This window comes from Campylobacter sp. BCW_4341 (assembly GCF_001764255.1).
Classification (GTDB): Bacteria; Campylobacterota; Campylobacteria; order Campylobacterales; family Campylobacteraceae; genus Campylobacter_D; species Campylobacter_D jejuni.
On record NZ_MKAH01000032.1, the window covers coordinates 118,518 to 133,210 of the forward strand.

Here is a 14,693-nt window from a genome sequence, read left to right on the forward strand (position 1 = left end):
TTATAGCAAAGAAATTTTATGGATAATTACGAATTTAGCGAACTTTTAAAAACTTTAAAAAACAAAGTCGGCAACATAGCCTCCATCATCAAGCCTGAAAATATCAAAACAAGGCTGAAAGAAATCGAAGAACTTGAAAATTCTCCTTCTTTTTGGAGTGATGTTAAACAAGCAGGGATCATAGGCAAAGAAAAAACCAAAATCACCAATCTACTTAAAAACTATGAAAATGCTTTTAACGCTCTAAATGACGCAAGCGAACTTTTCGATCTGGCCAATAGCGAAAACGATACAGAAACGCTTGAAGCTTTATTTAATGACGCACCAAAACTTGAAGATACCATCACAAGTCTTGAAATTTCCATGCTTTTAAGCGGAGAAAATGATGGTAAAAATGCCATTGTTTCCATTCACCCAGGTGCGGGTGGAACAGAAAGTAATGACTGGGCAAGCATACTTTATAGAATGTATTTAAGATTTTGCGAAAGAGAAGGTTTTAAAGTCGAAACTCTAGACTTTCAAGAAGGCGAAGAAGTAGGACTTAAAGATGTGAGCTTTTTGGTTAAAGGCGAAAATGCTTATGGTTATTTAAAGGCTGAAAATGGCATTCATCGTTTGGTAAGAACTTCTCCTTTTGATAGTGCAGGACGCCGTCATACAAGCTTTTCAAGTGTTATGGTAAGCCCTGAACTTGATGATGATATAGAAATTGAAATCGAAGAAAAAGACATAAGAATAGATTATTACAGAGCAAGTGGTGCAGGCGGACAACATGTTAATAAAACAGAATCAGCCGTGAGAATCACGCATTTTCCAACCGGAATAGTTGTACAATGCCAAAATGACAGAAGTCAGCACAAAAACAAAGCTACCGCTTTTAAAATGCTAAAATCTCGCCTTTATGAACTTGAACTCATGAAACAACAAGATAGTGCTAATGCTGGAGAAAAAAGCGAGATAGGCTGGGGGCATCAAATCCGCTCTTATGTGCTTTTTCCTTATCAGCAAATCAAAGATAATCGCAGTGGAGAAGCTTTTTCTCAAGTGGATAATATCCTTGATGGAGATATTAAGAAAATGATAGAAGGCGTTTTGATCGCTTTAAAAGCGGAGTAACAGACTTAAAAATAAGTAATTTCCGCAAAATGTCGGTATAAAAAAATTAGAAAGATAGCGGGACTTTCCCGCTATTAATATAAACCTGCGTCTTTTGTTTTATCTATTACACTGCAATAATCTTTTAAACAAATAACTAAAACTAATCTATAATTTTTATCTTTATCCATTAAAAAAATATAATTACTATATTTTTCAGGACTTCGTTTTTTCATATCTTTTATATGATTAGAAGCCCATACATAAATTTCTTTTCCATCTTTAATATAAGAAAGATTTTTTAAAGAAGCAAGATCATAAAGCTTATAATCTGGATATTTTTTCATAATCTCTTGATTACCTAAATCAAACATAGCTTGATCGTTGCCATTGTTTTTTAACTCGACTAAATCGCCATCGCCACAACCTATAATCAAAGTCATAGCTCCTAAAGCCAAAGCACTTGTTAAAATCTTTTTCATTTTTACTCCTATTTTAAAAATTAAATTAATATAATTATACCTATAATTTAAAATTTAAATATCATTTATGTAATAAATTTTAAAGTAAAAATCACATAAAATTTAACTCATAATCATTTCATTCAAACAAATTTTTATGCAAAATTTCTTCTAAAACCACAGTGGCATAAGAGCCTTTTTGCAAGAAAAACTCTATACAAAAATGAGCTTTTTCTTCATCATAACGCCATTTTAACTCTTCTAAATATCCCCACATAAAGCGTCTTGAACCTTGCATTTTAGCCTTAAACTCCAAAGCATCTTTAAAAATTTCATTTTCTAAATTTAAAGCCAAACCTTCTCCTGTTTCATAAGCCTTAGCACCGATTAAAAGCCCCATGGCACTTATATCTCTTGCCTTAAAACGCCCAAGCTCAGCACTTAAATCCTCGCATAAAAAACACTTTCCAAAAGGATAATGCCCTAAAACCTCACCTTTTAAAAGCTTAAAAAATTGTTCTTGTTTTTTAAGTTCCTTAGCTTCTTCTTTAGAAATTTTATAAATTTGGATCAATTCTTTTTCGCTAAAATCATTTGCAAAATGTGATAACTCCACTCTTTTACTCAAATAGTGATTAAAAAGCTCACTTTGAAAAGCTGAAATTAAAAACTCTTTCATTTTTACATTTTTCATCTTTTTGCCACGTAAAATTTCAAGCCCTTCTTTATAATTATCCCCAAATTTTCCAAAACGCTGATAGCCAAAATAATTCGCAAAACCTTGTTTATCCAAATTCATCAAAGCTTGTTCTAGTTTTAAAGCATCGCTTGGTAAAACTTTTTTTAAGCGTATGAAAAAAGAATTTCCTTTTAAATGCCCTATTCTTAGCTTGTTTTCATGGGTAAAAATTTCTAAAATTTTAAGTTTAGGATGAAAAAAATTTGACAAAAAACTCTCAAATTTTTTAGGCATAGAAAGGTATTGAAAGGTTGATCCTTGCTTGTCTTTAAGCCCTGCATAACCAAAATCTTTTATTTTAACCCCGCTTGCTTCACTTAAAATTTTTAAAGCTTCATTTGTGGTTAAATCTTTTTTATTGATATGTAAAATAATATGCTCACCCTTACCGCTAAATTCATACAAAGGCTTTTCACGCACTACAAAATCATCGCTATTTTTACTAAAATACGCATTAATAGGACTGTGTTTTAAACTATACAAAGGCTTAAAAATGGTGTTCTCTTCCGCTAAATTCATATTTTCCCTTCACTGCTTTTCCAAAGATATTTAATTTCACGCCGTATTTTTTGGCTATTGTTTCTATATTTTGCCGTTCTTTTTCATCAAAAGCAAATAAAATTTCATATTCTTCTCCGCTATAAAGCGTATAATCATCAAGTTTTTTAAACCAAGAAATACCGCATTTATTTAAGGCTAAAAGTCTTGATAAATCCTTACTTAAACCATCTGAAATATCCATAGCACAAGAAATTAAAGGTGCGATTTCATAAAAAAAACTAGCTCTTAATTTTGGCTTTATAAATACATGGTTTGGTTTTAAAGTGCCCCCATTTTGTAAAATCTCAAGCCCTTTTAAACTTCGCCCTAGTTTTCCTGTATAAGCAAGCAAATGTCTCTTTTTTAAACCTTTTCTAAAAATGGCTTTATCGTTAATCTTTGAAATGATAGTAAGACTAATGTCTATTTTATCATTGCTTATAGTATCACCACCTATGATTTTTATATTAAATTTCCTAGCTGTTTTTAAAAAACCCTTTTGCAAGGCTTTGATCTCATTTTCGCATAAATTTTTTGGTAGGGCAAGTCCTAAAAGTGCGTATTTTGGTACAGCATTCATCACAATGGCATCTGAGATATTGACAAGCATTGCTTTTGTAGCAATTTGCTCTAAGCTAAGCCACTCTCTTTTAAAATGCACATTTTCAAAAAACAAATCCTTGCTAAAACACCAATCATCGATAATAGCTCCATCATCGCCATTTTTTTCATTTAAAAAAGCTTTGATAATAAAATCTTCTTTGTTCATAATGCGTGATTTTATAAAATTTCCTTTTAAATTCTAGTGAATTTTAGAAAAATTTTATATAATATAAAAATATTTAAGGAAAAACCATGAAAAAATTAGAATTAAGAATTTTTAGATTTGATAAAACCAAGGATTATGAGGCTTATTATAAACCTTATATTTATGATAATTATGAAAATTTTGCAAGTTTTTATGATCTGCTTTTGCAAGTTCAAGATGATGATATTTATTTTGATTTTGATAAAGATGAAGATGCTTACATAATGGTAAATAAGCAAATTATACCACTTTTTACACCTTTAGAAAAAATAGCAAAAGAATTTGATTTTAGTCTTTGTATCGAGCCTTTAAGCACAAAAAGAGCTATTAAAGATCTTATCATCGATAAAAATGATTTTTTAGACAAATACAAATATCTTGAAAAATTTGGCGATGAAGAGGATAAAAAGCTTTATGCAAAATATGATTATTTATATTATGCGAGTAAAATTTTAGACTATCTTCCTGAATATATGGGCGATGGAGTGTTTTATTTGGCTTCAAAAATGATAGAAAAATATCCTGAAAAAAAGATAGAAATTTTAAAAATTCTAGCAGATAAAGAAAAGGGTATTTTTTATCATCTTGAAAGCAAAAATGAAATTTTAGAAACAACGATCAAAAACCTACAAAATGAAATTTTAAATTTAGGGCTTTTTGATAAAAATATTTTACACTTTGATTTACCTAAAACCAATGCTTTTGATAATGAGATTAAAGAACTTAAGGAAATTAAGCATAATTTTAAAGATTTCAATATAGCTTTTTATGGTTTTAATGCTTGTGATACTTTAAAATCCAAACTTGAGGCTAAATTTATTTCCTATGAAAACAGTACAAAAAATAATGGCTTTACTTTACTGAATTTAAATCCTACACTAAGCTATAAAATGGCTGCAGATATTGTTTTGGACGCTTATGATAGCGGGGCTGATTTTATGGTGGTAAAAGAAGAAAAGGATTTTTATCTTTTTGATACTTGTGCTAAAAAACTTATGCAAACAAGTGGGAGAGAATTTGAAGACTTTTATATTTTAAGTCGTTTTGAGTTTTTAGCCCTTATCCAAGGCATACAAGCTCCATCATTAAAAAATCACACTTTAAAGGTTAGTTTGATATGAAAATCTCTTTAGAATGTAAAGACCTCATCATAGAAAAAACTTTAGAACTTTTTTTAAAAGATCATTTGGTAATGAAAAAAGATTGTGATTTTATCATTAGCGATGAAAAAATTCACACCGCAAAACCCTTATTTATCATCTCTAAGAACTCTCCATTTTTAAGCGTGCCATTTAGCAAAGAAGCCTTGTTTGAGTCTTTAAATGAATTTGACAATGCTTTAAAAGCAGCAGCTTTACAACTTGCACTTGAACAAAAAAGACTGCTTGAAGAAAAAATTGACGCTATTGCTTTGGAATTTAAAAAAGATTATGAAAATAAAATCGATCTTGCCATAAAAGATCTTAAAAACAAACTCGTAAAAGCACTTAATGATGAATGATGAATTTATAAGCGTTAAAGACTTTTTTAATCACAATGAAAAAAGAAAAAAATTTCTTCAAAAACAAGAAATTAGTTCCCCTAAAGAAAAAATAAAAAAAGTCAAAGAAACAAAGCTTTATACAAATATAGAAAGTGGTAAATACAAAGGGAAAAAACTACTTTTACCTAGTCTTACAACAACAAGAAGTACTAAAAGCATAGTAAAAAGTTGTGTTTTTAATGTAATAAGGGAAGATTTAAGAGATAAAATTTTCATTGAAGCCTTTGGTGGAAGTGCTTTAATGGCGGCTGAAGCACTAAGTAATTATGCTTTAAAAGCTTATGCTATAGAACTTGATGTAAAAGCCTATAAAATTGCTTTAGAAAATGCTAAAAATATAGATCCAAATTTAGAAGTTATCCATGCAAATACTTTTGAAATTTTACCCAAACTCATAGAAAATTCAAAAAATAAAATCATCTTATATCTTGATCCACCTTTTGATATTAGGGAAGGTTTTAGCGATATTTATGAAAAAATTTATCATTTTTTAGAAAATTTAGATTTAAAGGCTTTAAATTTAATCATTTTTGAACACCACTCAACCATAAAAACTCCCGAAAAAATCCAAAATTTTCAAAAAGTCAAAGAAAAGAAATTTGGATCAACTAGCTTAAGCTTTTACGCTTCTTAACTTACTTGGAACACTTCTTGCTTGATCTATCATCAACAATAGATTAAAGGAAGAATCCATGAGAGTTTTAACGATATTTTTACTCTTTATGACAAGCATTTTTGCAGTACAAATCAAGGATGTAGCAAACACTGTAGGTGTAAGAGATAACCAACTTATAGGTTATGGACTTGTTGTAGGGCTTAATGGAAGCGGCGATGGAACAAGCTCTAAATTTACACTACAATCCATCTCAAACCTTTTGCAAGGTATGAATATCAAAGTAGATCCTAACGATATCAAATCAAAAAATACCGCAGCTGTTATGGTTACAGCCAAACTTCCAGCCTTTGCAAAAAGCGGAGATAAACTTGATATTACCGTTTCATCTATGGGTGATGCAAAATCTTTACAAGGCGGAACACTTTTACTGACTGCACTTCGTGGGATTGATGGTGAAATTTATGCTATAGCACAAGGCTCTATCTCAACAGGAGGTTTAACACCTAGACCAGGAGGAGCAGGTTCTCACTCAACTGCTGCAACCGTAATGGGCGGAGCTAATGTAGAAAGAGAAATTCCACAAAATTTTAGTCAAAATAATGATCTAACCTTAAGCTTAAAAGTAGCAGACTTTAAAACCGCAAACGATATAGAAAGAGTTTTAAATACTGTCTTTGGCGAAGAAGTGGCTAAAGCCATCGACTCTCGCACAGTAAAACTCAAAAAACCTGAAGATCTTTCAAATGTTGATTTTATGGCAAGAGTTTTAGAACAAGATATAGCTTATAAACCACAAAGCAAAGTTATCATTGATGAAAGAACAGGAACAGTGATCGCCGGAGTTGATGTAGAGGTAGAACCTGTTTTAATCACTCATAAAGATATCACCATAAAAATAGATCCAAATAATAACTCAGTAGCTAATCAAAATGAAATCGATATGAAAGACGGTGGTTTTGTAGATCCAAGTTCAAATACCTTAAGAATCAACAATGCAAAAAGCACAGTTGCAAATATAGCTAGAATGCTTAACAAACTTGGAGCAACCCCAAATGACATTATCGCTATTATGGAAAATTTAAAGCGTGCAGGTGCAATTAACGCGGATTTGGAGATCATCTAATGAAAATCGATAATTTTTTAAATACTTATAGTATGAATAGTGCTTTACTTGATCGTGCAGCTAAAGCAAGAAGTTTAGAATCAAGCATCAAAATAAATGATAATGATATAGTTACAAAGAGCAAAGAAGATGAAGCCTTAAAAGAACAAACGGATGCTTTTGAAGCATTTTTTTTAAAGCAAGTTTTAGATGTATCTTTAAAAAGTCAAAATTCACTCTTTGGAAAAGATGCCAGCGATGAAATATACTCTTCCATGTATAACGATACCATGAGTAAAGCTTTAAGTGGAGGTATGGGTTTTTCAAAATTATTATACGATTTTTTAAAAGAAAGGGGTTAAGTTTTTTAAATTTGGGTCGATATAGTTTGTAGAGGATTATAACTAAGATCAAGGAGGCAGAAATGATCAATCCTATACAACAAAGTTATGTGGCAAATACCACATTAAATACAAATAGAATAGATAAAGAAACAAAAACAAACGATACTCAAAAAACGGAAAATGATAAAGCGAGTAAAATCGCAGAGCAGATTAAAAACGGTACTTATAAAATCGATACAAAAGCTACAGCTGCTGCGATTGCTGACTCTTTAATCTAAATTTTCATTCTCCTTTTTTTGAGAGAGAAAAGGAGAAAATATGCTTAAACAAAGACTTGATGAAGTAAATGCTATCTTAGCAAAACTTATTGCTTTAACCGAAGAAGATATAGAAAATATCAAAGTGGCTAAACATGAGAGTGTAACGCCAAGTGTAGAAGAAAAAAACAAACTTATCGCCGAATTTATTACAGCTAAAAAACAACTTGATGTTGCCTTGGTTGAGCTAAATAATAGCTCTACAAAAGGGCTTAGTGAACTCTTAGATAATGAAGATAAACAAAAACTAGATCTACTTAAAAAAAATCTTCAAAACCTTCATAGTAAAAACAAAGAGTATGCTAAATTTGTTCTTATTGTCAAAGATTTTCTTGATAGCTTAGTAAATAAAATGTTTGATATCAATGATGGAACAAATAATGCTTATGGAGATAAAAAGACAAATCCAGAGTCAATTTTCAAGATCAATGTATAAGGATTTATAATGGGTATTTTTGGAACATTATACACAGGTGTTACAGGCTTAAAGGCAAGCGAAGTTCAAATCGCAACAACTGGAAATAATATCTCAAATGCTAATGCAACTTTTTATACACGCCAAAGAGTAGTGCAAACTACAAATGGGTATATTACCACAGGTGGAGTTCAAGTAGGCACAGGAACTGCTATAGAAAGTATAGTGCGTTTGCATGATGAGTATTCTTACTATAAATTAAAAGGTGCATCAAACCAACTAGAATACACTAAATATATGGCTTCAACCTTACAAGAAATCGCTCAGCGTTTTCCAGACTTACAAAATACTGGAATTTTGAAAGATTTAGAAAATTATAACAAAGCTTGGAATGATTTTGCATCTAACCCCAATGAAAATGCCACAAAAATAGCCCTTGTAAAAGCTTCTCAAACCTTAACAGAAAGCGTTAATAACACTTTTGCAACCTTGGATAAAATCCAAAAAAAAGTAAATGATGATATTAAAAATACGGTTGATGAGATTAATAGAATCGGTGAAGAAATTGCCACTATAAATAAACAAATTTATGGACAAGAAGCCTTACCAACAGAACACGCAAATGAGCTTAGGGATAGAAGAGATGAGCTTGAGCTTACTCTTTCAAAGCTAGTTAGTGCAGTTGCAAGCAAAAATGAAATCAATCAAGACAATCGCCTTGATACAACCATCACTGATCCAGGACATCAATACAATCTAAGTATAGAAGGTTTTAGTATAGTAGATGGGATAAATTTTCATCCTTTAAAGCTTGATTATGATGATAAGAATAAATCTTATAGCATTTATTATGAAACTCCTGATGAAAAAGTTCGCGATCTTACTGCAAAGATTAACGGTGGACAGCTTGGTGCTCAACTTGACTTACGCGGTAGAAACTATAGCAAAAGCGAAGGAAAATATGAAGATGGAATTATCCAAGGTTATATGGATTCTTTAGATACTTTTGCTAAGACCATGATCAACGAAACTAACAATCTTTATGCGAGTTCTGCGAAAAGTTCTGTTACTTCTGATTATCTATCTGGACTTAAGGGAGATATTCCTTTAGTTAATTACGACAGAACCATACAACCAGGAAGTTTTGATATAGTCATTTATGATGATAAAGGCGATAAAAAACTCACCAAAACCATCACCATAGATGTAAATACAACCATGAATGATATCATGCGTCAAATCAATGCTAATACAGATGATAATAACGATCACGATGCAAATAATGATGTTGATGATCATATCAATGCAAGTTTTAGCTACGATGCAAAAACTGGAGATGGTTTATTTCAAATCAATGCAAAATCAGGTTTTAAAGTAGCCATTGAAGATAAGGGCACAAATTTCGCAGGTGCGTTTAGCATAGGTGGTTTTTTCAGTGGAACTGATGCAAGTGACATGAAAGTAAAAGATTCTATCTTAAATGATCCAAGCACAGTAAGAGCAAGCTCAAATGGGGTTGATAGTGGCAATGACATGGCAAATAAAATCATCCAACTTCAATATGAAAAAGTTAATTTTTATAATGAAGATGGTACTATCGATAATCTTACTATGGAAGAATATTACCGCAAACTTACAGGTAAAATAGCCTCAGATGGTGAAAATAACAATGTTGTAAATTCAAGCAATGAAACTCTTTATAATTCTGTTTATAGCGAATACCAATCTAAAAGTGGCGTAAATACAAATGAAGAATTAGCCGCTCTTATACAATACCAATCAAGTTACGGTGCTGCAGCAAAAATCGTCTCAACTGTAGATCAAATGCTTGATACCTTACTAGGACTTAAATCTTAAGCTCTAGTAATATCAAGTGAAAAATTTTATCCATCTTAAAGCCAAGCTTGATTTTTTAGCCAATCAAAAAAACACCAATCATTCCCTTTTTGAAACTCCAGATCCTTTGCAAATTGCTAAAATTCACAATGATGAATTTACTGCCTTAATTTGTGCTTTATTTGCCTATGGAAATGCTAAAAATATAGTAAATTTTCTAAAAAAACTTGATTTTTCTTTATTAAACCTTCAAGAAAAACAAATAAAAAAAGAACTTAAAAATTTAAAATACCGCTTCCAAAATGAGAAAGATATACAAGAAATTTTTATCACTCTTTCAAGACTTAAAAATGAAATTTCACTCTACGAACTTTTTTATCAAGCCTATCAAAAAAGAGAAAATACCACAGATGCCATCTTAGCTTTTATGCAAAAAATCAAAACCTTAAATTCATATTCAAGTTATGGGTATGATTTTTTCTTTGGAAAAATTTGGCAAAACACCCCTACTTCACCTCTTAAACGCTATAATATGTATCTAAGATGGATGGTTAGAAAAGATGAACTTGATCTTGGACTTTTTACCAAAATTCACACCAAAGATCTTTTAATTCCACTTGATACACATACACATAAAATTTCCTTGACTTTAGGACTTCTAAAGCGTAAAATATATGATTATAAAAGTGTTTTAGAACTCACGCAAAATTTAAAAAAATTAGATGCAAATGATCCCATAAAATATGACTTTGCACTCTATCGTTTAGGGCAAAGTAAGGAAATTGACAAATTTAAGGAGTGAAAAATGGGCTTTGAGCACTTAGATACAATTTATTATTTCATACTTTTTTTTGTAGCTCTTTTTGCTGGTTTTATAGATTCTATTGTAGGTGGAGGAGGGCTTATTACTCTACCAGCGCTCATAGCCTGTGGGATTCCTGCGCATTTATCTTTAGCAACAAACAAACTCCAAAGCGTCTTTGGTTCTTTTACGGCTACTTTAACTTATTTTAAATCCACCACTCTACCTCATCTTGCTTGGGGTGTTTTTTTTACAGCCTTAGGAGCAGCTATAGGAAGTTATAGCGTTCTTTTTGTAAAAGATGAGCAATTAAAGCTTATTATCTTAATCTTTTTAACTCTTACTTTCCTATATACAGCCTTGCGTCCTAACTTAGGTAAACACGAAAGCGAACCTAAAATAAAAAATATCAAAATTTTTCATTTAATTTGTGGCTTAACTTTAGGATTTTATGATGGATTTTTAGGGCCTGGAACGGGTTCATTTTGGATTTTTGCTTGTGTGATGCTACTAGGTTTTAATATGAGAAAAGCAAGCATTAATACTAAAATTTTAAATTTCACTAGTAATATCATTGCTCTTGCTATATTTTTATGGCAGTACGAACTTTTATGGGCTGTAGGTTTGCTTATGGGTGTAGGACAAGTTTTAGGAGCTTATTTAGGCTCAAAACTTGTGTTAAAAACTAATGGAAAGTTTATAAAAACTTTATTTTTAATCGTTGTAGGAGCTACTATCATTAAAGTAGCTTGGGATTATTTTAGTTAAAATTGACCCCTGAGCTAAGCTCCCACATAGGTAAGAATATACCTAAAGCCAAAAACAAAACTAAAAGCGCTACAAATAAAGTCATCATAGGTTCTAAAAAAACCAAAAATCTATCCATCAAATTTTCGCTTTTTTGTTGATAATATTTGGCAATTTCTTCACTTAATACTTCAAGTCTTCCACTTTTCATCGCAACACTAAGCATAGAAAATACCAAAGAATCAAAAATATCAATCTTTTTAAAAACCTGACTTAACTCAAGACCAGAATCTATAAAACTAAAAAGTTTTTTATACTGAAAAATTAAAAATTTATTTTCAAGCCCTATAATAGCTAAATCAAAAGCTTTAGATATTGAAATTCCATTTTTTAAAAGCAAAGAAAAAACCATAAAAAAATAATAATTTTGATTATAAATAATCAAACGAGAAATCAAAGGTATTTTTAAAAATAAAAAATCGCAAGAAAAAGCAAAAGAATGAAAATGTTTATAAGCTAAAATAAGCATAACAATAAAAATAACAAACAAAAGTATGCAAAAAATTCCATAGCCATCTAAAAAATTATAAATTTCTAACATTACATGTGTAACAAAAGGCAAACTCGCGCCTAAATTTTCAAATAAATCTTTAAAATTAGGCACTACAAAAAGCATTAAAAATAAAAATGCTCCGATAATACTTAAAAAAACCAAAGTAGGATATCTAAAAGCCTTTTTTAATTGTTTTTGAGTCTCTAAGCTTTTTTCTCGAAGTTTAGAAATTTGACTAAACACTTCACTGATTTTTCCTGTCTTTTCAGCCGTTTTAATCAAAGCTAGCTCCGCACGATTTAATCCAAAATTAGCATTTTCAAAAGCTTGATTTAAATTTTGGGCTAAAATTAAATTGTCTAATATTTTTTTCATAATCTTGCAAGAATGCATAAGATATAATTCTCTAATCGCTTCTTGAACACTTAATCCAACTTCACACAACAAAGCCAGCTCTTTAAAAAAGAGTATGAAATTTTCATCTTTTAATCTCTGAAAATTAGATTTTTGAATTTCTTTTATATCAATGATTTTCCAATTCTTTGATAAGGCTTTTGCTTGTGCTGTATTTAAATTTTCAGCTTTTATAGTTTTTATATAATTTTGATTGTTTTTAAGAAATTCTACTTCATAAAACTTCATCTTACAACCCTTAAAAGCTCATCTATACTTGTAAGACCTTCTTTGGCTTTTTTTAAACCTTGTTCAAACATAGTTTGAAAGCCATATTTTTTTGCAAGCTCCATTAAAATCGTTTTATCTTGATTTTCCCTAATTGCACAAGCTAAATCTTCATTGATCTCTAAGCACTCAGCGATTAATTCTCTGCCAAAAAATCCACTATGATGACAACGCTCACATCCTTTTGGTTCAAAAAATTCACCTTCAAATTCAATATAATGTTTTTTGCTTTTTTGCTTACACCAAGGACAAAGTTTTCTAACCAAACGCTGTGCTATAACAAGACTTAAAGCCGATGCTATCAAGTAACTTTTTGCTTGCATATCCAAAAGCCTATCAATGGTACTAAGAGCATCATTAGTATGCAAGGTGCTTAAAAGCAAATGACCTGTTAAAGAAGCTTTAATTGCAATATCTAAACTTTCTTCATCGCGGATTTCTCCTATCATGATAATATCAGGATCTTGCCTTAAAATTGCTCTTAAAATACTATTAAACTCGACTCCAACTTTTGAATTAAGCAAAATTTGCTGCACTAAAGGAATTTTATATTCTATAGGATCTTCTGCTGAAATAATCTTTTTTTCAATACTTTTCAACTCATTTAAACACGCGTATAAAGTTGTACTTTTACCACTGCCAGTAGGGCCGGTTAATAAAATCATTCCATTGGGACGATGTAAAATCTTTTTTAAAATTTCTAAATTTTTATCTCCAAGATTTAGTTTATACAAATCCAAAATTTCTTTATCATGTTTTAAAATTCTTATAACAACACTTTCGCCATAAATCAAAGGCAAACATGAAACACGAAAATCATATCTTTCATTTTCAAAATCTAATTCAAAACTTCCATCTTGTGTTTTTCTTGATTCAGCTAAATTCAAACAAGCTAAAAATTTGACATGAAAAACCAAAGCTTCATAAACATCCTTCTCAAAAATAGCAAATTCACGCAAAATTCCATCAACCCTAAACCTAATCAAAGCGTCATCGTTCCTTGCTTCTATATGAATATCACTCGCATGAAAAGATAAAATTTCATGTAATAAAAAATCAAAAATTTGACTGATGCAACTTTGATCATCTCTTTTTTGATTTTCTTGCCATTCAAGTCTAAGCTTAATGCTTAATCTTTTAATCTCCTCTTGAATGCGAATTTGATTTAAAATTTTAGCTATCTTTAATTCATCGGCAATTGCAGTGTCGATTTTTTCACAAATCATAAAAGTCTTAACTTGCTCTAAAAGCTCTAAAGAACAAGGTTTGGATCTAATAATCATAAAGCCGTCATTATTTTTAATAAGCAGAAATTTAAATTTTAAAAGTAAAGAAAAAGGTATACCTTCATAAATAAAATCATTATCTTCATCTAAATCAACAAAATGTAAATTACAAAAATTTGCTAATTTTTTAAAAAAATCCCAAGAAGTGATATTAAATTTAGTGCAAATTTCATCAAGACTTATTTCATTATCAATATAAGCTTGAAAAATTTTATCCATTCTACTTTCCATCTAATTCCATTAAACCATAATAATTTATATAAGCATCTAAAGCACTTTGAGCTTCTTTTTCTTCACCTAAAGCTCTTTTAGCCTGAGCAAAAATCAGCCAAGAATCTTGTTTTTGCTTGTCAAGTTCATTGGCTTTTAAAGCCCAAAATATTGTCTTTTGATAAGCTTTAATATCAAAATACTTCTTAGCTAAATTTAAAGCCTTTTCATAGCTTGGATTTTGATAAAAAGATTTTTTTAAATCAGAAATATTTAAAATTTTAGAATCAATTTCTATCTTACTAATATGTGTATTTTCCTGCACCGCTTTAACTTCTTCTAGTTCTTTATATAACTTTTCCCTAGAAATCTTATTTTTTTCTTGTAAAATTTGCGCTTGAAGAATCTTTTGCTCTAAATACTTTTTATGTTCAATAGCTTGCAAATAAATATTTTTTTGCTTATTATATTTTTGCATTAGCACAAAAAAACAAAATGCTATCACTAAGATTAAAACAATTAAAAATAAATATTTTAAATATTTTTTAAGTAAAAAATATTTATACCTAAGCTCAAGTTCTTTAATTCTTTCTTGCAT

The 14,693-nt window shown here is 30.1% G+C and carries 17 protein-coding genes; 11 read left to right on the forward strand and 6 right to left on the reverse strand.

Translation table 11 applies throughout. From position 1 onward, the window contains the following. Nucleotides 1–18: 18 nt before the first annotated feature. Nucleotides 19–1,116: a peptide chain release factor 2 gene (gene prfB, locus AJN70_RS05140; RefSeq protein ID WP_070243180.1), complete on the forward strand. Its 1,098-nt coding sequence runs from the start codon at nucleotides 19–21 to the stop codon at nucleotides 1,114–1,116. A gap of 74 nt (nucleotides 1,117–1,190) precedes the next feature. On the opposite strand, the gene AJN70_RS05145 is transcribed toward prfB, so the two are convergent. The 3 genes from AJN70_RS05145 to AJN70_RS05155 form a co-directional block, all read right to left on the reverse strand. Beyond that, nucleotides 1,191–1,577, reverse strand: a complete 387-nt coding sequence (locus AJN70_RS05145) for a hypothetical protein (RefSeq protein WP_070243181.1) — start codon at nucleotides 1,575–1,577, stop codon at nucleotides 1,191–1,193. Between the two features lie 118 nt (nucleotides 1,578–1,695). Next, nucleotides 1,696–2,814 (reverse strand): tRNA pseudouridine(13) synthase TruD, encoded by a 1,119-nt coding sequence (truD, locus tag AJN70_RS05150; protein WP_070295569.1) that lies wholly within the window; start codon nucleotides 2,812–2,814, stop codon nucleotides 1,696–1,698. Then, nucleotides 2,783–3,604, reverse strand: coding sequence for a thiamine-phosphate kinase (locus tag AJN70_RS05155; protein ID WP_070295570.1), 822 nt, complete (start codon nucleotides 3,602–3,604; stop codon nucleotides 2,783–2,785). Before AJN70_RS05155 ends, truD begins: the two co-directional genes overlap by 32 nt. Before the next feature lie 86 nt (nucleotides 3,605–3,690). Between AJN70_RS05155 and AJN70_RS05160 the strand changes: the two genes are divergently transcribed. The 10 genes from AJN70_RS05160 to AJN70_RS05205 all read left to right on the forward strand — a co-directional run bounded on the left by AJN70_RS05160 (nucleotide 3,691) and on the right by AJN70_RS05205 (nucleotide 11,386). Beyond that, complete coding sequence (locus AJN70_RS05160) at nucleotides 3,691–4,764, forward strand: DUF5644 domain-containing protein (RefSeq protein WP_070295571.1); 1,074 nt, start codon at nucleotides 3,691–3,693, stop codon at nucleotides 4,762–4,764. Continuing rightward, entirely contained in the window at nucleotides 4,761–5,144 is a 384-nt protein-coding gene (locus AJN70_RS05165; RefSeq protein WP_002870895.1) for a hypothetical protein, read from the forward strand. Before AJN70_RS05160 ends, AJN70_RS05165 begins: the two co-directional genes overlap by 4 nt. Further along, complete coding sequence (gene rsmD, locus AJN70_RS05170; RefSeq protein WP_044778878.1) at nucleotides 5,137–5,820, forward strand: 16S rRNA (guanine(966)-N(2))-methyltransferase RsmD; 684 nt, start codon at nucleotides 5,137–5,139, stop codon at nucleotides 5,818–5,820. Before AJN70_RS05165 ends, rsmD begins: the two co-directional genes overlap by 8 nt. 58 nt (nucleotides 5,821–5,878) lie before the next feature. Then, nucleotides 5,879–6,925 carry a flagellar basal body P-ring protein FlgI gene (locus tag AJN70_RS05175; protein ID WP_002870893.1) on the forward strand — a complete coding sequence of 349 codons (1,047 nt, stop codon included), beginning with the start codon at nucleotides 5,879–5,881 and terminating at the stop codon, nucleotides 6,923–6,925. Continuing rightward, nucleotides 6,925–7,266, forward strand: coding sequence for a hypothetical protein (locus tag AJN70_RS05180; protein ID WP_002862122.1), 342 nt, complete (start codon nucleotides 6,925–6,927; stop codon nucleotides 7,264–7,266). The genes AJN70_RS05175 and AJN70_RS05180 overlap by 1 nt, the downstream gene beginning before the upstream one ends. A 62-nt stretch (nucleotides 7,267–7,328) precedes the next feature. Next, nucleotides 7,329–7,526: a flagellar biosynthesis anti-sigma factor FlgM gene (gene flgM, locus AJN70_RS05185; protein ID WP_002792053.1), complete on the forward strand. Its 198-nt coding sequence runs from the start codon at nucleotides 7,329–7,331 to the stop codon at nucleotides 7,524–7,526. Nucleotides 7,527–7,566: 40 nt separating this feature from the next. Further along, nucleotides 7,567–8,001 (forward strand): flagellar protein FlgN, encoded by a 435-nt coding sequence (locus AJN70_RS05190; RefSeq protein ID WP_044778880.1) that lies wholly within the window; start codon nucleotides 7,567–7,569, stop codon nucleotides 7,999–8,001. A 9-nt stretch (nucleotides 8,002–8,010) separates the two neighbouring features. Next, nucleotides 8,011–9,837, forward strand: coding sequence for a flagellar hook-associated protein FlgK (gene flgK / locus AJN70_RS05195; RefSeq protein ID WP_070295572.1), 1,827 nt, complete (start codon nucleotides 8,011–8,013; stop codon nucleotides 9,835–9,837). Between the two features lie 16 nt (nucleotides 9,838–9,853). Further along, entirely contained in the window at nucleotides 9,854–10,618 is a 765-nt protein-coding gene (locus AJN70_RS05200) for a TIGR02757 family protein (protein ID WP_044778882.1), read from the forward strand. 3 nt (nucleotides 10,619–10,621) lie between these two features. Then, on the forward strand, nucleotides 10,622–11,386 hold the full coding sequence (locus AJN70_RS05205) for a TSUP family transporter (RefSeq protein ID WP_002855301.1): 765 nt from the start codon (nucleotides 10,622–10,624) through the stop codon (nucleotides 11,384–11,386). On the opposite strand, the gene AJN70_RS05210 is transcribed toward AJN70_RS05205, so the two are convergent. From AJN70_RS05210 to AJN70_RS05220, 3 genes are read right to left on the reverse strand one after another with little or no spacing between them, the layout of a single operon-like run. Then, on the reverse strand, nucleotides 11,379–12,560 hold the full coding sequence (locus AJN70_RS05210; protein WP_052858352.1) for a type II secretion system F family protein: 1,182 nt from the start codon (nucleotides 12,558–12,560) through the stop codon (nucleotides 11,379–11,381). The two genes, AJN70_RS05205 and AJN70_RS05210, sit on opposite strands and share 8 nt — an antisense overlap. Beyond that, the gene (locus AJN70_RS05215; RefSeq protein ID WP_070243185.1) at nucleotides 12,557–14,116 is read right to left on the reverse strand and encodes a GspE/PulE family protein; all 1,560 of its coding nucleotides are present in this window, start codon (nucleotides 14,114–14,116) and stop codon (nucleotides 12,557–12,559) included. Before AJN70_RS05215 ends, AJN70_RS05210 begins: the two co-directional genes overlap by 4 nt. Further along, a complete protein-coding gene (locus AJN70_RS05220; RefSeq protein WP_044778885.1) occupies nucleotides 14,106–14,693 on the reverse strand; it encodes a hypothetical protein in 588 nt (195 codons plus the stop codon). Before AJN70_RS05220 ends, AJN70_RS05215 begins: the two co-directional genes overlap by 11 nt.